Here is a 25,584-nt window from a genome sequence, read left to right as displayed (position 1 = left end):
GCGCGCGGATCGAGCCCGCGCGATTGTTATTATGGGATTTATGCGCCGGCCGACTTTATGCTTAAATGCCGGTCGGTCAACGGAGTCTGAAAATGCCCGCCTGTAACAAGCTTGCGACGATCACGTTCACCGCTTTGGCGATGCTGGCTTGCCTCGGCGGCCGCGCGCAAGCCGCGCAATGCGGCAACGGCCCCGGCGGCTTCGAGGCGTGGAAGAGCGAATTCGCCCGCGAAGCCGGCGCCAAAGGCGTCGGCGCCGCCGCGACCGCGGCGCTGATGCACACCAGCTACGCAAGCGCGACCATCAACGCCGATCGCAGCCAGCGTAGTTTCGGCCTGTCGCTCGATCAGTTCCTCGCCAAGCGCGGCGCCTCGACCATTGTCGCGCGGGGACGTTCGCTGAAGCAATCGCAGGGCGCGCTGTTCGCCTCGATCCAGGCGCGCTACGGCGTTCCGCCGGGGCCGCTGATCGCGATCTGGGGCATGGAAACCGGGTTCGGCAGCCAGCGCGGCAATCAGAACATGCTGTCGTCGATCGCGACGCTCGCCTATGACTGCCGCCGTCCGGAGTTCTTCACCGAGCAGCTCTACGCCGCGCTGAAGCTGGTCGATCGCGGCGTGCTGTCGGGGGCTACGCGCGGCTCCATGCACGGCGAGGTCGGCCAGACGCAGTTCATGCCCAAGAACATCCTGGCCTACGGCACCGGCAATCTCGACGTCGCCGCCAATGCGCTGAACTCGACCGCCAACTTCCTGAGAGCCCATGGCTGGCGCGCCGGCGCGGGCTACCAGCCGGGCGAACCGAATTTTGCGGCGATCGAAGCCTGGAACGCGGCGGGGGTTTATCAGAAGGCGATCGCGCTGATGGGGCGGCAGATCGACGGCGGCAACTGAGCAACCCGATCGTTTGCACCGTTCATCTCATTCGCGTCCCATGCGCAATGGAGCGAGCGTGCTTCGCGTTGATTCAACGGAATTGCCATTCGAAAGGACTTTCGTGGCGCGGCTCATGTCATCCAGGTAAAACGGTTCTGAAAAATAGAACCCCTGCGCGCACCTGATGCTTGTGGCAGCCTGCAGATAGGCCACCTCTTCGAACGTTTCCACGCCCTCGGCGACGATCGTCATGTTGAGGGCATGCCCCAGCGAATTGATGGCCCGCAAGATGCTCTGATTGCGCGGGCGCTGGTGTATGCCGGAGATGAATGAGCGGTCGACCTTGATTTCATCTGCCGTAATATCGGCAAGCACGCTCAGCGAGGAATATCCGGTTCCAAAATCGTCGATCGACACACGGACGCCTATTTCGCGAAGGACCGGGATGATCACGGTTTGAAAAATCCCCTTGGCTATAAATGACTCTTCCGTCAATTCCAGTATGATTCGATTGGAGAACCTGCTGTCCCTGATTGCGTTTGCGAACCGCAGCATGAATTCCAGATCGTTGGCCAACACGGCTGCGATGTTGATGCTGACCGTTGTTGCCGAGCCGAACGCGGCGTCCAGCCGTTCGATCGATTCAAGGGCCAACTCCAGAACGAAATTGGTGATCTGATCGATCAGTCCCAGTTCGACCGCCAATCCGATAAACTTCTCCGGCAGATGAATTTCGCCATCGTCATCCCGCAACCGGACCAATGCTTCAAACCCGACCACCTGCCGCCTGTTGATATCGACCTTCGGCTGAAACGCGCAGCAGAATTTCCGATCCCGGATGGCCAGCCGAAGCTGCTGTTCAGCCTCCATCCGCGCGGCCATTGCCTGCGTCATCCTGGCGTCGAAGAACACGGTCTCGCCCCTGGCGGATTGCTTCGGCCTGAACATCGCACTGTCGGCATTTCTTCGTAACACCTCATAACTGCGGCCGTGTTCCGGATAAACGCTGACGCCGATTCGACACGAACCGAACAGTTCGAACTCGCCAATCAGGAATGGCCGCTCCAGTTCGCCCAGTATTCGTTCCACGATCGGTTCGATCTGCTCCTTGCTGTCGAACGGCTCAAACAACAAGAGGAACTCGTCAGCGCCGATTCGACCAAGGATGTCGCTGCGGCGGAGTTTGCCCTTGATCCGCTGAGTGATTTTCACCAACAAGGCATCGCTTACGTCGCGGCCATAGCGGTCATTGAAATATTCCAGATTATCGACGTCGATGCGCGCGATCGCGAAGCCTCGCGCGCCGTTGTCCTCCCGGATCATTGCATCGATCAGCTCAACGAGAGCTTCGCGGCTCGGACAGCCCGTCAGGTCATCGTTCTGCTTCGGATCGGCCTTCGGTCCGGCCAGGACCGGCGACGCCACCGGATTTTCACCCCGCTGCGCGGACTGAGCCGATGGGGGCGCCAGCGGCTGCGGCGGCATTCGGCTCCAGCTGACAAAGCGGTTTCGACCCGTCGTCTTCGCGGCGTAGAGGGCTTCATCCGCCCGTTTGACCAGGTCGGCGATTTCGCAGGGCGCCTTGGTAACGGAAGCTATTCCGATGCTGACGGTGACCGGCTCGCCGCTTGGCAGCAGCGTCGTCACACTGGCGACCGCCCGCCGGATCTGTTCGGCCAATCTTTCGACAGCCGGTTCGTCCAGCCCGGCGACCGCAATGCAGAACTCCTCGCCGCCGTAGCGGCCGACCAGACCGCGCTCCCCGCATATGCGCTTCATGATGTCGGCAAGACCGATCAGGACCTGGTCTCCGACGACATGACCGAAGCGGTCGTTGACGCTCTTGAAATGATCCGCGTCCAGCATCAGAAAGGACATCGGCCTGCCCTGGCTGCGCGCATCCCGAAGTCTCTGTTCGGCCTCCGCGAAAAACGTTCTGCGATTGAGGCAGCCCGTCAACGGGTCGCTCGACGCAAGCAGCAGCAGTTGCTTGTTCTGCTCCGAAATCGTGAACTGAGATGCATGGAGCTGATCGATTGAACTGTTCAGCTGCTCATTCGTCTGGTGAAGGACGGTAACATCATTGAACGTGGCAATCACGCCGCGGACAATACCCCTTCCGTCCACGATGCGCGTTGCGTTGACCAGGAGCTGGTGCCGGTTGCCGAAGCGATCAGAGATGCTCATCGGTATGCCCAGCACCGGCTTCTCGTCGCGCACGGCGGTTCGCCAGGGCGGTTCCGGGGTCAGCTCGCTCTCCTCGTCCGCCGGCGCCCACGGGAACTTGTTGACGTCGATGCCGAGCAGCGGTTCGGAGCTCGCGTAAATGTTCTTGATAAAGGCGTCATTCGCCAGCAGCACGAACTCCTGCTCGTCCAGGATCAGCACGCCTTCGGCAAGGGTATCGAAGGCGGCCTTGACCCGCTCCGGAATCGCACGGCTGGGATCCAGTTCCCGGAGTGATCGCTTCAGAATGAAGTAATACCCGGCCAAACCCGCGAAACCGATGAAGCCGACAAACATCATCATGGCCTGGGGGAAACCGAAAATATCTTTGCTGGTATCGAACGGTCGAAATACGATCTCGATCCTGCCATGGAGCGCATCGCCGTCGCGCAATGGCACCAGCATGTGAGTTGGCGTGGATTTTTCGTCGGTCGGCTCGCGCCAATAAACATCGTGATCCCCTGAATGGGCGATCAGCTGGCCGTCCGCCTTGCGAATGGCAATCGACAGGATGTCGCTGTTGCGGCTAACGATGGAGTCCATTGTTTCCTGGATGGCGTCGGCGTCATTTCGGCTGGCCAGATTGGCAAGCTGAACCGCGAGATGTTCTGAAATTCTCGCCCGCGCCTCCAATGCGGCGTGGCCCTCGTTTGGAAGCAGTCCAAACGAATAGGCGATGAAGATCAGGCTGATCGTCAACGACAGCAGCCCGATGCTGATCTGCAGTGTTGGCGTCACGAATCTCTTCATGATCCAGCGTCTCTGGCGTAGTTGTGGGTGCGATCGAACATGCGGTCCACGTCCGGGGACCGCCGATCCCCTGCTTGCTTACGCCTCGGTCGCAGAACGACCACCAGGGGGTCGAATCCGCGCCAGAGCGGCATTGAGGACAGCAGCGCGCTGACCAACGCCCCTCCTCGCAGCAGCCAGCCGACGAAGCCGGCGGTTAGCGCAAGGCTGGAGCCGGCGAGCAATGTGACCTGCGCGGCGCGGGTATTGATTGCTGAATTTCGCACGTCGGAGATTTCCCGGTCCAATGCCTCGAACAGCGCGCCGCGATTGAGCTTGGACAGGGCGAAGTCAATCAGGCCGGCCTGCTTTTCCGGAGCGGGTGCCGCGCAGGGTTGCCCTTGCGGGTCTGCGGAGATCCCGGTGGCATAGCCGAAGGCATCGGTCGTTGCGTCCGCGGATCCCCTTGCATTGCCGCCCGGGCAAGTTGCCTTCGCGGACGGAATTGCCGTTGCCGCCATGTACGGTGTTTGACCGGCGAACGGAATTGCGATCGGATCGGATGAGTTGTCCGGTAACGGGGTGAGCGTCGGGGGTCCGACGTTGGGGCCGACGACCGGTTCGCGCGGCCTGACGAGCGGACCGGCGCCGGCGGGCTTGCTGTTGAGGAGGTTGCCGCCCGCGCCGGTATTGACGCTGCCGGAAGAATTTCCAAGTCCGGCAAGCACGCTGGTACTGCCGCCGTCTGGCGGCGGTTTCACCGACGTACCGATGAGCGACGGCGAAGGGCCGTCGGTCAAAGAGCCCCGAAGCGGAGTTACCGCCCAGCTTCCGGTGTTTTTGGCTGCGATGATGTAGTTGGGGTTGGTCAGCGAACCGGCGACGCTTAGCGTGTGGACGCCGGTGCTGCTGATGTTGGTGATGCCAAACGAGTTGCCAAGGCCGGTCAGCACGTTGACGCTCTGGCCGTTCTGCAGGCCGGTAGCCGACAGGCCCGGATTCGTCGGCGAAGAGCCGTAGATGGATGATCCGCCGAGCGCCGTCACACTGACCAGCGCGGGATTGACGGTCCATGTCGCGTTGTTGGTGCTGGCGACAACGTAGTTGGGGTTGGTAAGCGAGCCCGTGACGCTCAGCGTATAGCTGCCGGCATTGCTGGCGTTGCCGATACCGAACGAGTTGCCAAGGCCGGTCAGCACATTGACGCGCTGGCCGTTCTGCAAGCCGGTTGCCGACAGGCCCGGATTGGTCGGCGCGGAGCCGTAGGTGGATGATCCTCCGAGTGCCGTCACGCTGACCTGCGCGGGGTCGACGGTCCATGTCGCGTTGTTGGTGCTGGCGACAACGTAGTTGGGGTTGGTGAGCGAGCCCGTGACGCTCAGCGTATAGCTGCCGGCATTGCTGGCGTTGCCGATACCGAACGAGTTGCCAAGGCCGGTCAGCACATTGACGCCCTGGCCGTTCTGCAAGCCGGTTGCCGACAGGCCCGGATTGGTCGGCGCGGAGCCGTAGGTGGATGATCCTCCGAGTGCCGTCACGCTGACCTGCGCGGGGTCGACGGTCCATGTCCCGTTGTTGGTGCTGGCGACAACGTAGTTGGTGTTGGTGAGCGAGCCCGTGACGCTGAGCGTGTAGCTGCCGGCATTGCTGGCGTTGCCGATACCGAATGAGTTGCCGAGGCCGGTCAGCACATTGACGCTCTCGCCGTTCTGCAGACCGGTGGCTGAAAAGCCCGGGTTCGACGGCGAAGAACCGTAGGTCGAGTTTCCGCCGAGCGCGGTGACGCTGAGCGGCGCCGGGTTAACGGTCAGAAGCCCGTTGGCATACCCGATGGTGTAATTCGAAAGGCCGGTGCCGAGCGCGGACGCAGCCGTAATCGCATAGGGCCCGCCCGCGACCGTCGCCGTGGCGCTCGAGCCGGAGCTGGCCAGCGTCGCGTTGGTAACGGTGTCGCCGTTCACCAGGCCGCTTGTCGTGAATGCCGTCGTCCCCAGTGCAGCGACAGCACCGTAGGTCTTCGACTGGTTTGACGCCGTGATCGTCAGTGGACGGGTCGCGACCGTAAGCGCCTCGTTGACGAACTTGAGCGAATAACCGCTTTGCGCGGTCAGCGTTCCCTGCGCGATATAGCCGGGGGCCGACGTGCCTGCGGGGCTGGTGGAGGACAATGTGGTATCGACAAGCGGCGCGCCGGTGAAATAGGCCGAGCAGTTCAAGGTGCACAGCACGTTGCCGAGTGTATCGGTAACCTTGTAGGTGAATGCCGGGCTGGCGTTGCCGTAGACCGGATTGCCGGAAGTCGGGTCGGTCGCCGTGATCACGACGGTCGTTGATACCGGTGGCGGCGCGCCCGGGACTTGCCAATTCAGGACAGGATATTGTCCGACGGCCGCGGTCCACAGCGCGGAGGTCAGGCCGGCGGGCAAGGAGCCGTTCTGGAATACCGATGTCGTCAGTGCGGTGACGCCGGCCGAAGAGCCCGCGCCGACGCCGGAGGACTGCCCGGTCGTCAGCGTATCAAAATACGACTGGCTGATGCTTCCGCCGGCCGAGTTCGAACCGACAAGCCCACCGGAGGTGGAGAGCAGCATCTCAGTCGAGCCCGTGGCGTAGGAACTCGTGATGCTTCCGTCGTTCGTGCCGACGAGACCGCCGGAGATGCTAAGCAAACCAAGCAAAGTAGTGTGAACCGTGCTGGTTGCGTAGGAATTGCTGATACTGCCGCCGACGCCGTTCAGACCGACAAGCCCGCCGACATTGCCACCCAAGAGACTTAGAAGGCCACCACTAACCGTGCCCGTGACAAAGGACGAATTGATTTTGCCACCGGAATTGACACCGGCGAGACCGCCGACATTGTTCAATCCGGCTATCGATACATTTGCCAGGCCGACGTTGCTGATCGAGCCGCCGTTGACGTAGCCAAACAACCCGACATCGCTCGTCAAGCCGCGATTGATGGTGAGGTTGGAGATGAGACGGCCCAGTCCATCGAACGTGCCGGCAAAGCCGGCACTGCTGGTGCCGAGCGGCACGAAGCCAGCACCGGCATTCCACCCGGCCGTCGCAGTGGCGTCGATATTGGTGCCGAGTGCGTAGCCGGCGCCGAGGTTATTGCTGACGTTCTGAACGTCATAGATGCTGTTGGCCAGCATCCACGGCCTGAACGTCCCCGCGCTGACGAAATTCGACCAGGTTTCCGCAACCGGCGTGCCGGTATAACTGGTCGCGTTGACGGTCCCGGCCGCCGGATTCGTTCCCCCGTTGGCGGCGGTCCGGTTGGAGGCCGGGTTGTAGTAGAGATCGACGCCGCCGGAGAGCAGACTCACCTGAGAGCCGCCGGCGAATTTGACGGTACCGATTCCGGTGCCGCCGGAATCGGCGCGCAGCGTGAGGCCCGCCCCCGCGCCGGTACCGGTAATGGAAGCGCCGGCCGCGAAGTTGATATCGCGCGCGGCGTTGAGCGTCAGTCTGTTGCCGCTGGACCAAGATATCTGCGCATTGGACATCAGGTTGATGTCACCCGCGGTACCGTTCGCACCGGTTGCGTTGTTGGTGTCGATCGTCACGTTGGCGGATGCGAGCTGGCCGGAAAGAAATTGCGCGGTAAATGTATCGGGGCCGTTGAGCGCCTTGTTGCCGGACAGGCTGGTCTGGTCGATGATATCCACCGTTCCGGGATCGAACAGGATGGTTCCGGCTTTTCCGTTGCTGGCCGAGAGATTGGCAAGCGGCGTTTTGCTGTAGTCGCCGGTCAAGTCGAGCGTCGTTTTTCCGGACACTTCAGCCTGACCACCATCGCCGCGCCGCGGACCGCCGCGCGCCGTGATGAACCCGCCAAACGTGGTGGTGCCGTCGGCCCAGACCGTAACGTTGCCGCCGTTGCCGTCGACAGTTGCATCGGCCTTGATCGTGGTGTTCCGGTCGACCGTGGTGGTCTCGGCAGTCAGCAAACCGCCTTGCCCGCGCGGGCCGCCGCCGATCTGTACCGTGCCGCCGCCGCTGCCGCCGGAAACGTCAAGGGTTGCGCCCCTCAGTCCGATGTTGCGGCCGGTGACGGTGATGGCGCCACCCTTGCCGCGACGGCCACCGGTCGCCGACAGCGTTCCCGACACGACGACATTTCCGCCCGCGCCGCCCCCAAGCACGATGCTGCCGTTGCGGCCCGAAACCGATCGCGCCGACAACGTGCCGGAGATATTGACGGCGTCGCGCACGGCCTGTTGCACCGTGGCAGCCTTGATCTCGATACTTCCACCCGCGGCCTTGATGCGACCGGCGACATCGACCAGCGCGCGCCCATCGGTCGCAACGGCGCCGGTAGGAATGATGATCTGCAGGAAGCCGTCACCGGTCGGATCGACCGTGGCCCGCTCGCCGGAGCCCAGGCCGACCTTGCCGAGCGGCACGGTTATCGTACCTGCATTGGACACCGTGCCGCCGATGAGGCCGACAAATCCACCCGGGGCGCCCGATATGACGCCGGCACTGCTGACGCTCGCCGAGGCGCCCCGACCGTTGAAGTTGAGGTTGCCCGCATTGAAGTCGGCATCTCTGATGTCGAGCGTAGAAGCGACAAATCCGCCGCCGACCCGCACCGAACCGGTCGATGTAATGGCAATGCCGTTGGGATTGACCAGGAAGACCTGGCCGTTTGCGGTGACTCGACCTGCGATGGTCGAAGGCGTCGAGCCTGTCACCCGGTTGAGAATCGCCGACGACGAACTCGGCTGCAGGAAATTCACGCTGTTGGTCGGACCCACCGAAAAGCTGTTCCAGTCGATGACGGCTCTCGACGAATTTTGAACGATCGCAAGTCCGCCCCCCGACGTCGCGCCAATCCTGGCCTGACCTGAAACGACCGCGCCTCCCTGGGGAAGAATATTTTGCGCCAGCGCGGCGTTCCAATTGCAGGGCGCAAAAAGCCAATCGCCCACCGCCAGCGACGCGCCGAGCAAGAGCGGCCCACGGACATACCGACGAAGTAGTTTCGACGCGCGACCCATCAGAATGTCACCATGGCGTTCACGTTGCCGCGCCAGCCCTGGCGCCAACCCGGTACATCGCTGAACCGCCGTGCCAACTCGAGACCGAAGCTCAGACCGGGTAAGCCGGCCGCGGCATCGACGCTGCTGCGCGCGCCAAGTCCGATCGCCCCGGCGTTGATGATCGATTGCTCGACACTGGTGACGCTAAACTCACGCCCGCGTCCGATCGAACCGAACAAATACGGCGAGACGGTTGCGACAACGGCGTCGAACCGCGCACCGAACGGGCGCACCAGTTCGCCGCGAAGTGTTGCGCCCTGATCGACGCTCAACGTTCCGGCCGCAAAGCCGGAGACCGCATCCATGCCATCAAGCAAAAACTGCTCGGAACGCAACATCGGCTTGCCGAGCGACAGCTGCCCCGATCCCATCAGATCGAAGCGGATATCGTTCGGCAGCGGCTGGGAAACGCGAACATTCCCGGTGATCTTGGTAAAATCCGGTCCGGCTCCCAGCCGCGACAACGGGACACCGGACGCAACGGCATCGGCCTCGGTGCGACCGCCGAGACCCTGGGAGAGATTGACGGCCAGCTGCAGCCCGGCTCCCCACGGCAGGGACGTTGCGTAGTCCGGCCCCAGCCTGGCAACGACGTAACGGTCATTGTTGAGTGCGACGCCGAAGGCCGGTGCCAGCACCTGCTGCGTGATGTACTCAATCGACAAATTGACGTTCAGGGAGGAACTGCGGGTCCAGATCACCGGGTCGCGCATCCGCACCGCGAAGCGCTCGAATGTTCCGAGCGAAGCCGGCACTCCCGGTGCCTGCGGCGTCTGCGTGGTGGAGCGGGTATATTCCGGATTAAGGGTGATGCCTTCGGTGCCCACTGGAATGACCGCGCCGCCGCCGACGACCGTGAGCGGCGAAGAGCCCGCGACCGCCGCCCTGAGGTCGGCGCCCGAACCGACCGAGGCATAGATCTGCTCGCCGAGACCGAGTGCGCTGTTGACCGCGATGGTACCCCGCAACTGCCAGGTCCCAAGCGATTGCGTGAGCCGGTCGTCAGTGCCAAGCGAACCGGTCACGAGGCGATGCTCGCCTTCAAGAACCAGCCGGGTGCCGCCGTCGCTCGCGCCGCGCGTCAGCGCGCTTCGCAATTTGAGGCCGGGTATATCGCCGGCGATCAGCAGTGCGCGCTCGATGACTTCCCGTTTGAGGTGTCGACGGCCAATCAGCGAGTTGAGGCGCGCCGCGACTTCGAAGCGAAGCCGTTCCGGAACGCCCGCGACATCGACGCTCTCGATGAAGCCGTCGACAACGACGATGACCAGCGTGCCCCGATCGACGAGGTTTTGCGGAGGGACGAGTACCCGGGCCAATGAGTATCCGGCGCTGGCGTAGGCCTGCTCGATCGACCTCGCTAGCGCGTAGATCTGCGTGACGGAAACCCGACTACCCGTAATTTCACGGACATATGCCGCGATCAGCGGGCCAAGTTCGGCAAACGCGCCATCCACGCGTACATCGCCAACCAGGACGTGAAGGTCCTCGGAACCGGCCGGCGGCGTCAAAGCAGGCTGCCCGGGCAAGGCAACGCCCTGATCTCGCGAAGTGGAATCGGGGCGAAGGCTTTGCGGCGTCAACTGACTCGGTGCCGCAATCAGGGGTGCCGCATTCTGGGCCCGACACCATGTCGGCGCGGCCATCAGCAAAATCGCCAACACGAGCGCATCGCAAATCGCTCGCACGCGCGGCCTGGGCTTACGCCGAACGAACTCAGCCCCACTCTTACCGCGATCCGTGGACACAAGAAATACCGCCTTGGCAACTCGAATTTCAACCCTTGGGCGAGTTTCGCAAAGCAGGATGAAGATCGGCTATATGCCGACCATGCCGAATTTGGGTGGAACGAAAGGTTCTTCTGACTAGATCAAAATTGATATGGACATAGATATTGACGACGGGTCACGCCAAACTGCCGACTCAGATATCCTGCGTTGGCGACCACTACCCATTCCGCTCTCCAAAATCCGGATCGTCTCCTTCAATGCGACACCGCGCAAAATCCGGAGAGCTTTCAGGAGAGCCTTCTTCAACTGTGAGCGCACGGGTTGCGCCAGCAGCCATCCGGCATCTCAATCTGGTGCGAACCATCCGGTCTTGCGCGGCCACCTGGGCATTTCTTGCTGTGATGATGATGTTCGCGGTTCGCGCCGACGCACAGAGCTGTTCGGTCTCTGCCGCCTCGGGAAACTACGGTTCCGTTGATATTCTGTCAGGAAGTTCGGTCGATACGACGTCGTCGTTCACCGTCAATTGCTCGGGCTGCCTGTTGGGGTGCACCTACAACGTGTGCATCCAATTCGACCAGGGTTCGCCCAACAGCAATTCCTCCATCCGCTATATGGGAAGCGGAGCCAACACGATACAGCACGAACTCTACTCTGACGCCGCGCGGACCCAGGTTTGGGGCTCGTGGGGCTATGGGACCTCGCAATACGGTACGGGAGGTGTGAGTTTCAATTTGACTATTCCACTCTTGTCCAGCGCTTCCCAGACCTTCACGGTTTACGGCCGGCTCAAAGCCGGACAGCAAACGGCGATTCCAGGAACATACACCTGGAACACGGCCTCGCCCGCCCTTGCAGGCAGTGCGTATCTACTCACCAGCCCAAACTGTTCGGCCAATCCGGGAAACTTCGTCAACGCAGGGTCATCTCCCTGGCTCGCGACCATCCCGGCAAATTGTCATTTGTCGGCAACGCCCCTCAACTTTGGCAGCGCATCGCTGCTGACATCGAACGTCGACGCCGTCGGAACGGTCACCGTTCAATGCACCAACACAACCCCCTATTCGATTGGTCTGGACAGCGGAGCCAACGCGAGCGGCGCTCAGCGCAGAATGCTGAACGGCGCATCGAATTACGTTAAGTACGGCCTCTATACGGATGCCGCACGCTCGACGGCCTGGAGCACAACGACCTCAGCATCGGGTTGCACAAATGGAGGCGGTACGTGCGTGCTTGGCACGGGCACAGGCTCCAACCAGAGCGTAACAGTTTACGGGCGCGTGCCTCCCCAGGTCGCGCCCCCGGTCGGGACCTACACCGACGCCGTGATCGCAACGATCACGTTCTAGAGCCTCTTCCGTTCCGATAAAATCGGAACGGGGCTCCAGCTTTTTGATTTGACGCGTTTTCTTGACGCGAACCGGTTTCCACCCGCGGATCAAGTCCGCGGGCATGCTTCGCTGGAAAACGCTCTCGGCCCTGCGCGCAGCGATGGCCGGCAATCGACATCAGCGGCACGCAACCGGCGCGATCTGGACCTGTTCGCCTGGTCTTGCGGCAAATGCGAACGTCGCACTGCAGAAGCCCGCAACCGTCTCGATCGAGGCGCGATTGGTTTCCGCGAGATTCCTGATGAAAGCCTGGCCGTCATAACCCACGACGAATCCGCTGCCGCCGTCGATGCGGCCCCTGGCTCCCGCGGGTACAAAGCTTCCGTCGGCCCTGACGAAGGTTACAAGTGCGGACGAATTGTCGCTGCGAACCTGAAACTTGACCAGTGCGCCGGCGCGATCGGCCGGGGTTACAACCTCGTGCGTGCTCTCGATCTCGGCATCGACAGGGAGGTTGACCGGGTCGATCTCGATCTTGTTTCTCTGGTAGGCTCGAAGCGAAGGCAGCAGCAGCATTCCCTGGGAATCGGTCACCCCAGCGGGGCGGTTCTCGTGCAGCACCGCCACCCCCGGAACTCCGACGTTGACCACCGCAAACCCGTCGTCGATCCAGTTGGAAAGGAATACGCCACCGTCCATCGTCGTGATCGAACCTCGCAATTCCAGCGCGGCGCTGCTGCTGGAATTCGTCTCGCTGACACCTGCCTGAACGGTGCCATAGTTCGATCGGTAAGACACGGACGCCTGACGATCAATCACAGCTCCCTGGGCGGCGTGCAGGCGCCAACCATAGCTGCCGGGTTCGAGTCCGGGGGATTGCACGGCGTCGATGCTCGCGGTCATGCCGCCTTGTCCTTTGGCAATTCCGGACGAGATGGAAGCCGACGGGCCCAATGGAATGGTCACGCCGGCAAAGATCCCGGTATTCTTCCCGCTGCCAAAATCGTGGAATATCGTCGCAAAACCAGATGCACTGAACGGTAATGAGCGTGTGAACGTGCCCGTCACGATGTCTGAACGATTTCCCAGACAATCCAGCAAGTGAATGAAGCTCATGCTCACATTCGATTTTTCGTCGAATGCCAATGGCGCGCTGAAGGTCACCCGGTCGAGTGCAAGCGGTGCTCGGACACTGGTGTAGATCTGCGAATTCGCCGCCGCGGTGGCGTTGGAAGCTGCAAACGGCGCGAGGAAGTTGGGTGACAGTGAATAGGAAAGCCCGGAAAGCGCCTGCAACTGGTTGGCGGCGGAAAATGACAGCCGGGCGGTCGTCGAAGCCAGATCTTCGTACGACCCGAATGTGCGTTGAGAACTCGCCGAGATGTTGAGACCAAACAGGCGGGTCTCGTAGGACAAATACGCCTGAAGTCCCGAATTTCGGTTGCCGGTGCTCGCCGAGAGGGCGGCGCCCGCCACTCCGAAGTTTCCCGTTCTGACAACCGCACCGACACCGCCGTCGGCAAGCCCGGCCGCGGCCTCGGCGTGCCCCTCCAGCGTCATCCAGTCGAATATCCCCCGCCGCAGCGTTGCCGATCCGATCGGCGAACCCAGATAGACATCCGAACTGGAGCCATAGGACAGTCGAGGCAAGCCGGCCTCTATCGACCATGCCGTTAATCCCGGCGACAACAGGCTGGCGGACGCATAAAACGGCGATACCGATCTTGTCTCATGGCCCGCGGAATCGCGGATGACCAGCTCGGCGTTGCCGGAGCCGGAAATCAGCGGAACGTTTTTGACGCTGAAGGGACCCGCCGCCACCTCCTGGGTAAACGTTTTCATGTTGTTGACATAAACGTCTACCGTCGATGGCACCGCCGCGCTGCCTCCCAGGGATGGAAGCGGCATCGTGATGAGGTCCGGTCGCAGCGAAAAATTGCTTTGGGCCTGGAGCCCACCGATCCGGACCGGGCGCGACCATGCGAGGCCGCCATTGATGACATCACCGGCGGCATACGTGACCATTCTCTGCTGATCGGAATAGCGAAATACGGTGTCGAGCCTGACGACCTCGGTCGACTGCTGGAGACCGGAACGAACGATGGCCGATTGTTGCAAGGTGCCGTAGGGAGAAAACACCCGGCCATCGAGCGTGAGCGAACTACCGCTGAAGACGGAAAGGCTGCGAGCGTTGGCGGACGTGCCCAATAAATCGTAGTTCAGGACGGCTCCCCAGGCCGCCTGGGTTCGAACCGGCGATACGGTGGTTGCCCCGCTCAAGTCCAGCATTTGACCCTTGCGGTATCGGTTATCCACCGTGATTCGAATGGTTTGAATTCGTTCCAGATAGACGTAGGACACGGTTGGAATTTCATCGAGCAGGACAATCTCGTCCGGATTGCGAGGCCGTTCCAGGCAGAGGCCTATTTCCTCCAGTTCCTCCGGCGTAGTCCCGATTCGATTCTGTTCAAGCAGGACGAAGCTCGCGATCATCTTGATCGGAGCATCGTTGATAACGACGTCCAACTGCAGGCTCTTCCGCTCCTGATCCGCGCGCGAGCGGTCTGGGAAGAATACGGCAGCGGCCATGGCCAGCAGGAAAGCGGCTGTTCTCCTATTGCGGACCATCTGACGACCGGGCGATCGCGCTCACTGGACCCTTGTCGCTCTCCGCCGCAATCGAGATCGATCCCTTGATCTCAAAGCCAGCTGGGCGGTCCGGCAATATCCAGCTTTTGGTGGACTGACCGAGCACGTAACCTGCGAGGCCATTTCCGTATGAGATCGTCATCCCCGCCGAGTTACGAAGTCGCAACGACGCAAGCCGCAGATGCTCGCTCCCGGCGTTGCTTGCGGTCAAAACCAGCTTCTTCACCTCACGCCTCACCGTCCAGGAGACACTGGCCGGTCGAAGATTGCGTATCCGGAAGAACACCGGAATCGACTGCCGTATCAGGACATTTACGGACCGGTTCTGTTGCGCCAGGGTGGTCGGCAACTGATCTACAATGACCCTGTAGCTCTCCTCCTCTCTCACCGGCTGCTTTGATACACGGACTACCCGCACCACGTAGTCGGAGTGCGGTGCCAACGTTACGGACGGCGGAGACGCCACGACATCGGTTGCCGGCTCGAGCACGTCACTGCCGTTTGACTGAGACCAGCGGACTACCCGCGTCTGCACGACCGCCTCCACGTCATCGTTGTTGCGCAGGGTCAGAACACCGGCCGCGGTAGGCGCGCTGAGCTCCAGCAATACCGGTTCGACCTGGAGCTGGGCCGCCAAGGCGGGCCAGGGACTGACGCATACCCCCACGATCACCCATAGGAGTGCGCTACGGACCGTCATGTTCTCTCTCTTCTGTAGGAGGCGAGATTGAATTACTCGATCGCCACGTGGATAATTTTCGAACGTATATTGCCGTTGTCAGAACGTAATCGTCATCGTAACCGTGTCGGTGTAAGTGCCGGCCGGAGGCGCCGTTGCGGTCACTGGAACAACGCCATAAATGTTGATGGACTGGGCCGAGCCGTTGCCGGTGCCGAGGTAGCAGTCACCGGTTGTCGTACAGGTGCCGGCGCCGGTGGCCGTGGACCAGGGCAATGTGTGCGCCGCGTCAACATACAGATCGTAGCTGAGAAAATTGGATCCGCTGTTCATTCGACGTTGGCTGCCGGATGCGTTTGAGCCGTTGTCCATCGCAATCGAGTAGGGGCTTCCACTGGTGCACGTAACCAATACCGTCGAACTTCCGTTGACGGCTGTCGTGACCAGGCTGGTGCCGGGCGTGGGCGCAAAGGTGAGCGTCGCCGGATTGATCGTGCAGGAGGCAGTGATGACGATCGACACGCTCAGGACCGCCGTTGAAGTCCCGGCCTGAGCCACCACGGGCTCTCCAGCCAGAAGACAGGCGAAAAGGCGAATCAAGAAGACCGATGGCGACGAGCAAGGCCACCTTTTCACCCAGGAGTTCGATTCGGACGGCGTATTCATTTCTAAACGCTCGGAGCGGGACGGCGATCACCGGATCGCAACAACGACGACCGTTATATGGTTAACAACTTATCGATGAAGATTGGATTAGGACTATCGTTTCCGGATCACGGCCTCCGAACAATCTCTATGAACAAATCAGAATTGATGTAGTCATAGAAATCACCGGTATACGCAGCCGATCGGAAAGATTCGGATCGACACCGTTCTCCGGACAGCAAGCCAAGACTGAATGGCAGCAGGTGAAGGTAATTTCACCGCATGGGCCAAACCCTGACCGATATTTCCTGAGCGGTCCGCTAGAGCGTTTTCCAGCGAAGCATGCCCGCGGACTCGATCCGCGGGTGGAAACCGGTTCGCGTCAAGAAAACGCGTCAAATCAAAAATCCAGAGCCCCGTTCCGATTCCATCGGAACGGATACGGCTCTTAGGGACTCTTGAAGAACAGGGAAGACAACAGCTCCAGAAGCCTGGCGGATCGCGCCGCATCGATTTCCGGTCGAGCGCACAGCAACACTTTGACCGGGCGGAGTTCCGGAAGGTAATACTCTTTGGCTTGCATCAGCGATGGCGGAATCAGGCGGGCCGGCAGAGCGGAGACCCCAATACCGGCCTCAAGCGCCGCCAGCTTGGAGTGAATGTCGGGGCTGCTAAAGACGATTTTGTAGGACATGCCAAGACGCGTCAGGCTGGCAATCATCAAGTCATCGCCCGGCCACGTCAAAATTGGAATCGGCGCCCCCGGCCGCAGGACGAAATCCTTTGAACGAACCCAGACGAAACTCTCAAGGCGCTCATGGACGACGGTTGCGCGGATGGCTTCCGCGGTTTCGGCGTTTTCATAGGTGCACGCAATGTCGATGTAGCCTTCGACGAGACCCCGGCTGATTCCAGCCGAATTGTCAGCGTGGACGACAACGTCCGCCAGGGTCTCCGCATTCTGGTGCTGAAAGAACTGCTTCACAAATAGCGTACTGATCCCGACTCGTACCGGTTGAGGGCCATCCGCGGAGCCTCCGAGACGTAACATCTGGTCATTGGCTTCCAGCATCTTGCGTGCCTGGCTGAGGACCAGCTTGCCCAAGGCTGTCGGAGTGGTGCCGTTGGCGGTCCTTGTAAAGACCTGCCCTCCAAGCAGGTGTTGGATGCGTTTTATTTGGGAACTGACGGCCGGTTGGCTGAGGCCAAGCCTTTCCGCCGCCTTCGACAAGCTTCCTGTCTCCGAAATGGCGACGATCGTGCGCACGATCTCGATCGGTACGTTCAATGGATGGTGCCTGTTCATCTCAATTCCCCTGAACAATTCCGAGAACGATTAGAACCGCAGAATGAGCCTTATCGGCTCGCCGAATTTCACGCCAGGTTTGGCCAGAACTCTTTGCCCGGAGTCCTCCCGATGAGAATGAAGGGTTGCTGGCATCCGTGAACCGCGCGGCCAGAACGCTGGATAACGATCTTGAAATATTCTCCTGCCTCAAATCAACGCATCAAAGTGCAAAGCAGCGAACGCTCCAATTTTATAGGTACATCAATATCGACAGACCAATCATTGCTCGCGAAAGTAGCAGAATCGACAAACCTATTATACAGGTATTCTTCAAGGGTTCCACGTCATATTGACGCGGTCCGTGAACAGCGGCCCGGTCGATCGCAACAATGCGTGAACTGCTGCTGGTTACCGCATTCGCGACAGATGGCGGACTCCCGGCCCGGCCGGCGCAGGAGCTTGCGGGTGAAAGGAGACATTTGGATGGAGAGCAAGCGAAACAACGACCGTCGCCGGACGCTGAAGGCCGGATCAATCACGTTCAACGGTGCAGGAATCGATTGTCTCGTCCGAAATCTCTCGGATACCGGCGCCGCCCTTGAGGTTGAGAACCAGGTTGGCATCCCGCCGGCATTTGAGCTCGTCATCTCCGCTGACCACCTCATTCGGCATTGCCAGGTCATTTGGCGCAGGGAAAAGCGGATTGGCATCGTCTTCGGTTGAGGCGACCGACGCGGGGCTTTGTGGCTCGCTGCCTCCGCTTTCTCGGCCATTTCCCTCACGTCCCCGTTGTCAGCGCCGGACCACGCAGCGAAATCCGAGGTGGCTCGTCGAGGTGTCGACCGCTTCGGCGTGCCGGGCGGCAGGCCGGTAACGGCGGCAGTAGTTCGGCGCACACAGATGCGAGCCGCCCTTGATTACCTTGCGGGGAATCTTGATGTTGGGCTGGCGCGGATCGTAGCTGCCTGCCTCGGCACCGCCGCGCGGATTTTCCGGAATGCAGCAGGCCTTCGGCGCGTCGGCATCGTGCTTCTGCGTGTACCAGTCCGCGGTCCATTCCCAGACATTTCCGATCATGTCGTAGACACCGTAGCCGTTCGGCAGAAACGTCGTGACCGGCGAGGTCCGCTCGTAGCCATCTTCGCCCAGATTTTGCCGCGGAAATTCGCCCTGCCACGTATTGGCCCGATGCGTGCCGCCGGGCGTGAACTCATCGCCCCAGGCGTATTCGGCGCCGTCGAGTCCGCCCCGCGCCGCGTATTCCCACTCGGCTTCGGTCGGCAGATCCTTGCCGGCCCAGCGCGCATAGGCCAACGCATCGGCAAACGAGATGTGCACCACGGGATGGCTATCGAGATTGTTGATGTTGCTCTTCGAACCGTAGGGATGCCGCCAGTCGGCGCCTTTCAAAAAGGTCCACCACTCTCCCCAATTGCGCAGGTCGACCGGACGCGCGGGCGGCGAAAACACCAGCGAGCCCGCGTAAAGCATGTGCGGCAAGGCCCCCGGATAATCCTTGGGATCGGGCCGTATCTGGGCAAAGGTGACATGGCCGGTCGCTTTCACGAACTCCTTGAATTGCCGGTTCGTCACCGGCGTGGGGTCGATGAAAAACGAGTCGACGGTGACGCGATGAACCGGCGCCTCCTCGGGATAATGCTTGTCCGATCCCATGCGAAAGGTGCCGCCCGGAATCCGGATCATTCCGGAGAGAGACGGATCGCCAGCCCCGGTATCAGCGGCCTTGTCGTTCAACTGCACCGTGGTCACGGCAAGAACTCCCTGTCAGTGCGCACAAACCTTGCCTTCTGAATCCGAGTCTTTGCCTGGCGGGTATCTATGTCAAGACGCGCCAGCGTGACGGATTCAATTTGGGGATTGTGCACTCAATTGATGAGTCGCTCTTTTTCAGAAACGAGCCGAATTAATTGAGTGCACTGTCACCGCCCTCATGTCATTAGAACCTGCAGGAATGTATGGCGAGACCGCCCACGATGCCGCGTTCGACAACGAAGTCATCAGACAACGCGAGGGAATTCTATCGTGGCATCGCTCCTTCGCCTTCCCGAAAGCGATCGGCCGCGAAACTGATCGCATCATTGACTACTAACCGACTTTCTCTGGGAAACCGCGTGCTCCTCGCATTCTTTCAGCATGAGCTTGGCCACGGAATCGCCGGGAAAGCTTTCCAGGAGAGCCTCATAGGCTCGCTTCGCCGCAGCAAAATCTCCGGCCTCGAACTTTTGCGAGGCAAGCCAGGTCATCGCACTCAGTTCCTCGTCCCGATCACGGACCCTCAGGTCCGGATCGTTACTGGCGCGAAAAGCGAGCAGTTCATAGATCATGAACTCGCTCTTGCGGCCCTTCACCTGAACGCGCTTGAGCGGCCGGACGAGTATGTCGGCCTTTGCCTGATCGTACACGCTGTCGCTGATGCAGATCGTGGTGCCAAACAGCTTGTTGATGCCTTCGAGCCGCGCGGCGACGTTTACGCCGTCGCCCAGCGCGGTGTAGCTCAGCCGGGTTGACGAGCCGACGTTGCCAACCAGGACGGTGGCGCAATTCAGTCCAATCCGGATTCGGATTCGCGGTCGTCCTTCGGCCTCCCAGGTATCGTTGACGCGCTCCATGCGCCGTGACGCGCGCAAGGCGCCCGCGCACGCGCGAAGAACATGGTCGGGGCGCAGAACCGGAGCATTCCAGAATGCCATGACGCCGTCGCCGATGAACTTGTCGATGGTTCCGCCCTCCTCGGAGATCGCGCCGGAAACTTCCTCGAGATAGGTCGAGATCTGAATCAGAAGGTCATTGGGCGCGAGACGCTCGGAATGGCTGGAGAAGTTCTCAAGGTCGGAGAAGAACACGGTGAGAGGCCGTGGCTCGACGCCGAGGGTCAGCGGAATGCCCGACTTGATGAGCTGGCGGACCACGTCAAGCGGAACGAAGGAGGAGAACGATTTAAGCGAGGTCCGCAGCAGAGAGGCCGCGGATTCCAGCCGCGCAATCTCCCGGATATTGGATGGCTGCGCCTCGGGTGTGTCGAAATGCAGACTTTCGATTTCCTGCAATTGCCGGGACACGTTTTCGACGGGCAGCGATAGCCGACGGGCCGCGAAATAGATGAAGAACAGCTCGATGACCGTGAGGACGATGATGATCACCATCATTAGCCGATTGGTCGCCTTCAACGTTCCCACGAAATCGTCGATAGGCGTCAGCGTAATCACCTGCCAGGGCTGCCCGAAGCCATCCGGGAAATTAGCGAAGGCTGCGATCAAATCTGCTCCGGTTGCTGACGATCGGAAAACGAAGCGGTCGCGGGCGGCAAGGGTGTGCTGGTGATGAGCCTCACGCACGTCCGGATCGTCGATGTCAGCCAGAGTTGTGACCCTAAGGACACCATCCTTGATGCGTACGCCTTTCTGCTTGTTCGGGAAGGCGATAATTTTACCATCGCTGCGGTCCGCGATCAGGGTAGTGCTGTGTGCGCTGGCCCGGTGCTCGCTGAGAAAGCTCGATAGGACGTCCATGGTGATGTTGGCCGTTGCGCAGCCAAGGAAGTCGACACCTCGATAGATCGGGACACGCACATAGAGAATGGGAAAACCGGTGTCGGGATTGATCGAGGGCTCGGTCACGACGAGCGTCCTGGTGACCTTGGCCGCCTGATAGCCGGGCAACATCTTTATGTCCATGTCGGTTGGGACATCGTACTGACCTACCAGATGCGGCCAGATATCGAAGAATTTGCGATGGCGGATTCGTGAAAGCGCAAAGGTGATCGCATCGATGTAGCTGGCGTGCCAGTTCGCAGCCGCCGGAATACGAGGGTCGCTACGCCTGCGGTCCTCGTCGATTCGGGTAACCACGCGATGGTAGCCATCCTCGAAGCTGGCATAGACGGCGTCGATATGTGCAGCCGAGGTCAAGGCCCGGTACAACAGATCATTGCTTTGCTCGGTGCGAAAATACCCGGGATCGACGGCGGCCACCTGGGCGATAAAGCGCAGCGGGCTTTCCGTGCTTTCGATCAGGTTCTGGGTGCGCTCGACGCCGGCCTGGCTGGTCTGCGCGACCGCATCGTTCAGGATCGACACCATGCCGGCGGAATTCTTGTTGTAATTGTAGATCAAGATAAAAATGAGAACCGGAATGCTGAGGCCGATGAAGAGCAACGACATGATCAGGCTCAGCCTCGGTCGCGCGATCCTGGCGAAAAACGGAAGCGCGCCCAGCCGGGCCCGCAAACCCTGCAGGAAGCGACGACGCCTGTTGGCAAACCAAACCAGCGCCGCCAACGCCACACCGACCGCCAGTAACAGCAGCCAGCGCCGCGGGTTGCCGTCCTCGCTGTCCCAAATCAGTGGCTGCGGCAGCGTCGCGTCGGCGATAAAACCGAGATTGTGGTAGGTCGCGGCGATGCGCCGCCAGCGCGCGGGATCTTGCTCGCCGATCCGATCGGGGTCGCGGCCAACCAGCGTCGCTGTGTGCTCTGCCTCAAACAGCAGCGCTTCGCGGCTCTTCTTTTGCGAATAGCTCCTGAGGATCAGGTCGACGGTCGGCTCCTTGTGCGCCAAGGCGTAGGCCCATCCCTTTATGGTAGCCACCCTGAAAGCCTCGACCCGGTCCGGGTGGGCTTTCGCCTCCGCCTCTGAAGTGCACAGATTATCGCCGTAAAAATCGACCCCGGATGCGGCGGGTGAGAAGGTACGGTAGGCCGCACCGAGCTGTTCAAGGACGAACGGCTCGTTGGTGCTGTAGGCAACCATCGCGTCGGCCCGACCGGCCAGGAGATCGCGCGGGTCGCCGTGGTGATCGACGCGCGGGAGTGCCGCGTAATCAATCCCTGCGCGCTTCAGCATCGCGGCGATCTCGTCACTGCCGGGCGTGTCCATCAGCGTGCGGCCGCGCAATTCCGACACGCTGCTGATGTCGGCCCGGCGCGGCACCAGAATGACGGCCGGGGAGTGCTGGAAGATAGCAGCCAGAACGACCAGCCGCCGGCCCTTCGCCCATTCGCCCAAGACGCTGACGTTGCAGACGCCAAAATCGGCATTGCCGCCGGCAACCGTTTCGGCGACGTCGATATCGGGACCGCCCTCGCGGATGGCGACGTCGAGACCGGCGTCGCGATAGAATCCCTGCTCAAGCGCCTGATAGTAGCCGGCGAACTGAAACTGATGCTTCCATTTGAGCTGCAGGGAAACTTGTTCGAGCGCAGCGGCTTGATGCCATGGCAGAAGCGATAGGCATGCAGCGATGGCCAGCGCAGCAAGCCTCGGCCAGACGTGGGTCGCTCGGCGGTTGACAGCGGCCAACCTATTCTGTGCCACAGCGCATCTCCCGAGTGGAGGGACAGATTGACAATTTATATCTGCCAATCCCGGGAGTCGATGCGGCGCGAAGCCTGGTTCTGATGGCGGCATCGTTCCTTTTGACTAAAAAGCTGTCGACGCCAATCAACAATAAGCAGAAGAAGAAACTCGCCATCGAGCCGATCGAAGCGGAGATCGTGATCCGCGTCTTCGATCTGGCCAGGAACCGTGATGGCAGCAGCGGCCCGCGGGGAACGAAGAAGATCGCAGAAAGGCTGAACGGGCGTGGCGATTGTTTCGGAGAACGAAATTCGAATCGTTGGCTCGAACGATAACATCCGGTCAACGTTCGGCCCAAAGGCCACCCCACGCCCGTGGTTCGCAAATCTGTTCAAAATTGGTGCCCAGGGGCGGGATCGAACCACCCGGCATCGCCCAACGGGCTACGCCGGGACGAGCTTTTCACTCGGCGAGTCCTCTGAATACGGCGGGGCCGGCCACGCTTAATGGTGCCCAGGGGCGGGTTCTGGATACCCCCGTCTGATCGATAGCTTACCGAATGGTGCGGGCGAGCTTTAGGCGGTCATTTGCGCGAGGCTGCTTCGGGCCGTCGAATATCCGGGTCAGGGGCGGTTCGGTGCTCGAAGCACGTATAGCCTTTGATAGATCATCGCCTCCGGCAACCAGTCAAGCAAGGCGTATGCAAGCGGCAGCTTGATCAGGTTAGCGACAATTCTGGATGAAGGCGGATACCAATAAACGGAAAGGTTGGAGAATTTAAGGGGAGCAAACCCGAGCGCCGTGAACTCGATCATCAATCGCCTATGACTGAAGTGTCTTCTGTAGTCGACGATCGGACCCGAAAGCAGAAGTATTTTGCCGGGGTGTTCCTTGGCAACTTTCTTCAGAAAAACTTCCCGCTCCTGGAAGGACAGATAGTAGACGCATTCGATGGCTGTGATCACGTCGTAACCCTCGAATGACTTTTGTAAAAAATCAGCGCATTCAAATCTGGCATTTGGCAGGTTCAGCGATTTAGCGCGAGCAATTGCCACGTCGCTTATGTCGATGCCAACGACGGATCGTGCCTTGTCAAAAACGGCATCGGTCAAGTGGCCTTCACCGCAACCGAGTTCAAGAACGGATTTGCCCCGGATCAACCGCTTCAGCCGTCGGCGCAAGACCTTGTCCCTGAATCGCGCGTGGGAAATATGCCAGGGATCAGGGGTCGCGTAATAGAGATTGAATTCTGCAGCTGTTCGCATTTGCCGGTTTCCGCCGCTTTAAAAACAAGCGCTGCTCGCGAGTGGTCAACAACCGGTTGCTCGAGACTTCCTTCGGCGGCAACGCCTAATGTATTTCCACCCTTTCCCGCCATCGCGCTTCGAAGGTATCAGCGTCCTTCATCGACCGGGCTTCCGCGTCTAAGGGATTGCCAGGCCTTCGAGTGACTGCGCCTGTAACTGGTCCGTTGGACTCGGGTTGCGCGGATGCCTCCCCGGGCCATTCCAGCAACGATTTCGAAAGCATGGCCTTGCCTTCGTACCAGCACTTTCGTCCATCGATCAGACGATAGGACCACCAGCGCCCGTGCGGATTTGATGGCATCGCGGCGCTGCATGGTTGCTTGGCCTGCGCATCGGGCATCCCGGCGGACAGGAGCGCCGCAATCCCGGCGACCAACGCGATTGATGCCGGTTTGCTCATTCGCGCCCTGAAAAACTGCTGCGCTGCTGCAATCGGCTTACAGCGACTACCAAATCAGGGCGTTCGAGAACTTCCACCAACCTGTCGAGGACGCGCTCATTGTTGTGCGGCCGGGGCCGAAGGTAGTCTTCCAGTATGAGTTGCGCTTCGTTAATCGCCTGCAGTGCCAGTTGTTGATCAGTCATCTGCTCTTACCCATCAAGTTCCCCGGGCAAAAAGAAAGATGGGAAATCAAGCGACTTTTTGGAGATATCCCCACTTTTTTTGAACTGTTCGATCAATTGTTATTTCAAGGGATCGAACCATCCGGCTGCGCCCTACGGGCTACGCCGGGACGAGCTTTCACTCGGAAAGTCCTCTGGCTAGGGCCGGACCGAGCTTAATGGTGCGCCATTCAGTATAAAATTGCGAACCCATATGTGATTGAAATAACTACATAATTTTTTTCTTTGAGCAAGGCTGGGCGCTCCGCGACGGTTTTTGACCTTTGGGTTGCACGGCGTCGATCGAAGCATCGTTCGTTTGATGCGGCAGGGAAGGTGGACTTTGGTCGAGCATGGTCTCCCGCAGACGTCACTCGCGTCGCCGCGCTACGAGGTCGCGCTGCACTTCCGCCAGGGCCTGCGGCTCGACTAACAGACCTTGTCGTTCGTAGCGGCGACGGCTCCGGCTGAAGCGCACGACAACAGCGCATTTCGTACTTTTCGCCTTCACCCGCCGCGAGAGCAGCGCGTCACCCGCCGGCAAGAACTCTAGATCATCGAGGCCAACGCAGCGCAGGCATGCCGGGCCCGAATTTTCCATCATCAACAGATTTCCGGCACCGCCACATCGGTGGCACGTCCATTCGCGGTTCAACGGCTGGACCACCACCAAATCAGGGGCTCGGCTTACTTTTTCTGCCAAGCTTTCGCGTTTCTTCTCGGAAAGCTCTTGCGAAACCCAATGAGTCCGGTACAGCGCCTCGACCGCAGGGTCTCCGCTTCGGCTGAAGCGCAGCGTCTGGCGTTGCGCTGCACGCGCAACATAGTCCGTCGGGCTTGGGGACAAGCCTTTGCCGGTGGCCCAGGATTGGAACAGCTTCAACGCTTCCAAGATACGCGACAGGCTGGTCTGCATAGCACGCTCAAGGCAATCGATCAGACCGCGCCGCCACTGTTCCACCGTCCCGACGTCAAGCCAGCCGATCCCGACGAACACGTCGACGAGGCTCACATAACCTTGGGCAGCAAGCGCCGCCTCCGCGGCCCGGACAACACGATCGGCGAGTACGGTCCGGTTCTTCCGGTTCATCGCTCCACGAACCTCGTTGCGGTGCTGGCAGGGCAGATATTGCCCTGGGACAGCGGGTCCCTTGTAGTG

Annotated in this window: 16 protein-coding genes; 4 read left to right on the top strand and 12 right to left on the bottom strand. The window is 60.6% G+C overall.

Features of this window, described 5'->3' with window-relative positions:
• Positions 1-92: 92 nt before the first annotated feature.
• A complete protein-coding gene (locus tag FFI89_RS04485) occupies positions 93-893 on the top strand; it encodes a lytic transglycosylase domain-containing protein (protein WP_168212782.1) in 801 nt (266 codons plus the stop codon).
• 27 nt (positions 894-920) lie between these two features.
• Here FFI89_RS04485 and FFI89_RS04480 read toward each other — a convergent pair whose 3' ends face one another.
• From FFI89_RS04480 to FFI89_RS04470, 3 genes are read right to left on the bottom strand one after another with little or no spacing between them, the layout of a single operon-like run.
• The gene (locus tag FFI89_RS04480) at positions 921-3,839 is read right to left on the bottom strand and encodes a diguanylate cyclase domain-containing protein (RefSeq protein ID WP_168212781.1); all 2,919 of its coding nucleotides are present in this window, start codon (positions 3,837-3,839) and stop codon (positions 921-923) included.
• Between the two features lie 8 nt (positions 3,840-3,847).
• Positions 3,848-8,836: an S-layer family protein gene (locus FFI89_RS04475; RefSeq protein ID WP_138833279.1), complete on the bottom strand. Its 4,989-nt coding sequence runs from the start codon at positions 8,834-8,836 to the stop codon at positions 3,848-3,850.
• Positions 8,836-10,407: a ShlB/FhaC/HecB family hemolysin secretion/activation protein gene (locus FFI89_RS04470; protein ID WP_168212780.1), complete on the bottom strand. Its 1,572-nt coding sequence runs from the start codon at positions 10,405-10,407 to the stop codon at positions 8,836-8,838. The genes FFI89_RS04475 and FFI89_RS04470 overlap by 1 nt, the downstream gene beginning before the upstream one ends.
• Before the next feature lie 509 nt (positions 10,408-10,916).
• On the opposite strand from FFI89_RS04470, the gene FFI89_RS04465 reads away from it, so the two are divergent.
• On the top strand, positions 10,917-11,957 hold the full coding sequence (locus FFI89_RS04465; RefSeq protein WP_168212779.1) for a spore coat U domain-containing protein: 1,041 nt from the start codon (positions 10,917-10,919) through the stop codon (positions 11,955-11,957).
• A 159-nt stretch (positions 11,958-12,116) separates the two neighbouring features.
• Here FFI89_RS04465 and FFI89_RS04455 read toward each other — a convergent pair whose 3' ends face one another.
• The 4 genes from FFI89_RS04455 to FFI89_RS04435 all read right to left on the bottom strand — a co-directional run bounded on the left by FFI89_RS04455 (position 12,117) and on the right by FFI89_RS04435 (position 17,218).
• Complete coding sequence (locus FFI89_RS04455) at positions 12,117-14,465, bottom strand: fimbria/pilus outer membrane usher protein (RefSeq protein ID WP_168212778.1); 2,349 nt, start codon at positions 14,463-14,465, stop codon at positions 12,117-12,119.
• An 88-nt stretch (positions 14,466-14,553) separates the two neighbouring features.
• On the bottom strand, positions 14,554-15,288 hold the full coding sequence (locus FFI89_RS04450) for a molecular chaperone (protein WP_138833272.1): 735 nt from the start codon (positions 15,286-15,288) through the stop codon (positions 14,554-14,556).
• Positions 15,289-15,366: 78 nt separating this feature from the next.
• Positions 15,367-15,828, bottom strand: a complete 462-nt coding sequence (locus FFI89_RS04445; RefSeq protein ID WP_168212777.1) for a spore coat U domain-containing protein — start codon at positions 15,826-15,828, stop codon at positions 15,367-15,369.
• Positions 15,829-16,360: 532 nt separating this feature from the next.
• A complete protein-coding gene (locus FFI89_RS04435) occupies positions 16,361-17,218 on the bottom strand; it encodes a LysR family transcriptional regulator (RefSeq protein ID WP_246669359.1) in 858 nt (285 codons plus the stop codon).
• Positions 17,219-17,683: 465 nt separating this feature from the next.
• Here FFI89_RS04435 and FFI89_RS04430 point away from each other — a divergent pair, with 465 nt between their 5' ends.
• Complete coding sequence (locus FFI89_RS04430) at positions 17,684-17,923, top strand: PilZ domain-containing protein (protein WP_138833267.1); 240 nt, start codon at positions 17,684-17,686, stop codon at positions 17,921-17,923.
• A 69-nt stretch (positions 17,924-17,992) separates the two neighbouring features.
• Here FFI89_RS04430 and FFI89_RS04425 read toward each other — a convergent pair whose 3' ends face one another.
• Both FFI89_RS04425 and FFI89_RS04420 read right to left on the bottom strand, forming a co-directional pair.
• Positions 17,993-18,904: a formylglycine-generating enzyme family protein gene (locus tag FFI89_RS04425; protein ID WP_138836085.1), complete on the bottom strand. Its 912-nt coding sequence runs from the start codon at positions 18,902-18,904 to the stop codon at positions 17,993-17,995.
• A 392-nt stretch (positions 18,905-19,296) separates the two neighbouring features.
• Positions 19,297-22,518, bottom strand: coding sequence for an ABC transporter substrate-binding protein (locus FFI89_RS04420; protein WP_168212776.1), 3,222 nt, complete (start codon positions 22,516-22,518; stop codon positions 19,297-19,299).
• Positions 22,519-22,616: 98 nt separating this feature from the next.
• Between FFI89_RS04420 and FFI89_RS04415 the strand changes: the two genes are divergently transcribed.
• Positions 22,617-22,850, top strand: coding sequence for a hypothetical protein (locus FFI89_RS04415; protein ID WP_138833263.1), 234 nt, complete (start codon positions 22,617-22,619; stop codon positions 22,848-22,850).
• A 288-nt stretch (positions 22,851-23,138) separates the two neighbouring features.
• On the opposite strand, the gene FFI89_RS04410 is transcribed toward FFI89_RS04415, so the two are convergent.
• The 3 genes from FFI89_RS04410 to FFI89_RS04395 form a co-directional block, all read right to left on the bottom strand.
• Complete coding sequence (locus FFI89_RS04410) at positions 23,139-23,780, bottom strand: trans-aconitate 2-methyltransferase (RefSeq protein ID WP_138833261.1); 642 nt, start codon at positions 23,778-23,780, stop codon at positions 23,139-23,141.
• Positions 23,781-24,218: 438 nt separating this feature from the next.
• On the bottom strand, positions 24,219-24,407 hold the full coding sequence (locus FFI89_RS04400; protein ID WP_138833260.1) for a hypothetical protein: 189 nt from the start codon (positions 24,405-24,407) through the stop codon (positions 24,219-24,221).
• 388 nt (positions 24,408-24,795) lie between these two features.
• A complete protein-coding gene (locus FFI89_RS04395; protein WP_138833258.1) occupies positions 24,796-25,515 on the bottom strand; it encodes a hypothetical protein in 720 nt (239 codons plus the stop codon).
• Positions 25,516-25,584 lie beyond the last annotated feature (69 nt).

This window comes from Bradyrhizobium sp. KBS0727, assembly GCF_005937885.2.
Taxonomy (GTDB): Bacteria; Pseudomonadota; Alphaproteobacteria; order Rhizobiales; family Xanthobacteraceae; genus Bradyrhizobium.
This window is presented reverse-complemented; position numbering and strand designations above follow the sequence as displayed.